Here is a 3235-nt window from a genome sequence, read left to right on the forward strand (position 1 = left end):
TCCGAGGCGTTATCAATTGCAGCTGCACAGGTGAGAGCTGAATAGAAATCGTACTCCGCCTCCTCGATGGAAGACCGCATGGCCCAGCGTATCCCAGCCACCTTTCCCGAAGCTTCCAGTGCTGCTGCATAGTCGGCCGCAAAATACCGTTCTTGAAGTCTAAAGACCCAGTGATAACAGACCATCATTGCCAATTGAGGCTGCGTGTCGACGTTCTGATTGGCCCAATCCTCGTCTTCGGGACTGTTGCCGCAGGGCACACCACGAAGGTTGCGGATGAGCGAGAGCTGTCCCAGGAAGCGCTCTGCTGGCAGGCCCAGCTGAATTGTGCTTGCAAAAGCAAGCGCCTGGTCGGCCTCGATCTGAACTTGGCTAAGCGGCACGCCCGAAACAAGCAAATGCGTTATGAGATTTCTAGAGTTGTAGGCGGCAAATGCCATATCCCCCATCGATCTGCCGATTTCGAAGGCCTCCCTCATCAAGGGCTGGCAAATGGGCAGGGGTTTGAACCAAGGCATCGCGAAAGCGGCGAAGCACGAATACACGCGGGCCTTGAAGCGGTCATCACTGCGTCGGTCCACCAATTGGCAAGCGAGCTGGCCTAGGCTGTATGCCGTCGCGTAGTCAGAGAAGTGCGAGCCAAGCGTCATGTTAAGCGCGGAATAGGCAACGCTGGAACTCTGGCAGTGGCCATGCTCCAGACTCAGATTTGTCATGCGTAGAAGCACAATTTCAAGCAGATACCGATCCACAGCGTACGCTGCCGGGAACAGTTCGGTCAGCACCGCCATTATAGCTATGCAGTCCGGATCGCTCATAGCTGGCAGGTCGATGAGGTCGTTCACAGGCCGGCGCGCTAGCTGACGGCGCATTTCAAGGTATTCCCGGCGAACTTCCGCCTCACTTGGGCGCGATGACCAGTTGACGCCCTTCCGGGACAGGAAGGCAAGTGCAACCTCGACCGCACTCTCGCTCCTGCCCGTTGTGAAGTACAGTAGGACAGCAAGGCACACCACATTGGCCTCATCTTTGAAACCTCTGGCGTGCTGCGTGAGAACCGTAAGCCGGCCCTCGGCTCCAACCAACTCACCCCCAACAATCTCGCATTCTGCCTGCCCGATTTCCAGATCAAATGTCAGCCTGTACTGGCGCTCCCAACTGCCATCTTCAAGCAAGCTCCGACCAGCTGCAAAGTAGGTTTGCGCAGAACGATATGCGCTCGAATTTTGGGCGCGCTTCCCTGCAATCAAATGGAGTTGCGCCGCGAGATCACGTTCTGCAGTGCAATCGATTGCCGATGAGCCTCGGTGGAACTGGTTGACGATCTCAAACACCTTGTCCTCGAGTTCCTCAGGTGGGATCTGCGCCAAAAGCGCCCTGCCGATCTGCAGGTGGGTGGCAGCTCGCTCGGCAAGTGGAATCAGTGTGTAGGCCGCTTCCTGCACGCGATCGTGCGAAAAAGCATAGCTCCCATCGAAACGATGGATCAGACCCGCCTGCACGGCCGCTCCCAGTTGCGCGTCGATCTGATCAAGTGAACGTTCCTGCACTCGCGCGACCGCAAGACGATCCGCGATGTGACCCAGGCAGGCCAGCTGACCCAAAGTCCGCTGCGTTTGGGCAGAAAATCGGGTCAGTTTGGTGGAGAGCAGGTGCGCCACGTTGTCGGTGATCCTCTTGGCCTGAACTTTATCAAAGTCCCATCGCCAAGATGCGCTTTCGGGTTGGAATGTAAGCAACCCCTCCTCGGAGAGCGCCGTCAAAAACTGCAGTGCAAAGAAGGGATTTCCGCCCGTCTTCTCGAATATCAACTCGGCCAATTCGCGCGTTAGCGCCACATCAGAATGCAGCGCGTCGGCGCACAATTGCGCAAGATCACTTACTTGTAGCGGGCCAAGGACTATCTCGGAGATAGTTCCTGAGGCACCGCGAATTGTGCCGAGCGTGTGGAACAGAGGGTGTGTTGGGCCGACTTCGTTGGTTCGGTACGCACCGATCACGAGGATGTGTCTGGCCTGGGGATCTGTAACAAGGCCCTCCAAAAGTTCAAGCGTGCCGCTGTCGAGCCAATGGAGGTCATCGATGAACAATACTAACGGGTGCTCGGCCTTGGCAAAAACACCAAGCAGGTTGCGGAAAGCCGTGTGGAATCGCGTCCGGGCGGATTTTGCGTCAACTTGGGCGACCATTGACTGCTCGCCGATTACCAGTGCGAGCTCCGGAATTAGATCAACCATCAACTGGCCGTTCGGCCCTAAGGCAGCGAGAAGATCATCGCGCCAGGTTTTCAGTTCTGCATCACTCTTGATCAGCAACTGACGAACCAGACCCTGCAAGGCTTGAGCAAGCGTCGCATAAGGGATGTTTCGCTTGTACTGGTCGGATTTTCCAGACGCGAACAAGCCGCGTCTCGGCACGAGAGCTTTGTGAAGCTCGTTGACGATGGAGGACTTGCCGATACCAGCATAACCGGTGATCAACACCATTTCACAATCGCCGTGCGTCATTACTCGATCGGAAGCAGCGAGTAGGACCTCAACCTCAACGGAGCGCCCATACAGCTTTTCAGGCAAGAGCAAACGGTCTGAAACATCGTGCTGGCCGAGTTCGAACACCGGCGTGATGCACTTCGATTCCCAGGCTTCCAGGCATTTGATCAGGTCGGCTTCAACCCCGGCCGCGGTTCGGTATCGCTCCTCGGGGTCTTTGGCGAGCAGCTTCAGTATAAGGTCGTCGATGCGAGATGGCAGACCTTTGATACGCTGACTCGGCGGCAGAGGAATCCGCGCTATATGACAATGGATCCACTCCATCGGATCCGTGGCGGTGAAGGGCAATTCGCCCGTAAACAGCTCATAGAGCGTGACGCCCAAGGAATAGAGGTCGCTACGCGAGTCGACAGATCGGTTCATTCGCCCCGTCTGCTCAGGCGCCATATAGGCAAGCGTGCCAGCTATGACTTCAGGTGGCCCGGGGATCTGCCTCTCCCTGGGTATTCGCGAAGCGATGCCAAACCCCGTCAGGTGGACACGTCCCTCGTTATCCACAAAGACATTTGCGGGTTTTATGTCTTTGTGAACTAAACCGCTTTTGTGTGCCTGGCCAACCGCCCGCGCCAGATCGATGGCGAGCCGGAAAGACTGGGTCAGGTTCATCTGGTGCTGCTCTCGCGCCAGGATGACATCTAAAGGCACACCACCGCAGTCCTCCAGTAGAAGCATCTGCCGCCCTTTTT

1 protein-coding gene is annotated in these 3235 nt (G+C 56.7%); it reads right to left on the reverse strand.

All coding sequences use genetic code 11. The features are described from left to right. The coding region (locus EN914_RS29445; RefSeq protein WP_245497867.1) for an AAA family ATPase at positions 1–3221 on the reverse strand (3221 nt) is incomplete at its 3' end. Between the last annotated feature and the right edge of the window lie 14 nt (positions 3222–3235).

The organism is Mesorhizobium sp. M7A.F.Ca.CA.001.08.2.1, from assembly GCF_003998455.1.
GTDB classification, from domain to species: Bacteria; Pseudomonadota; Alphaproteobacteria; order Rhizobiales; family Rhizobiaceae; genus Mesorhizobium; species Mesorhizobium ciceri.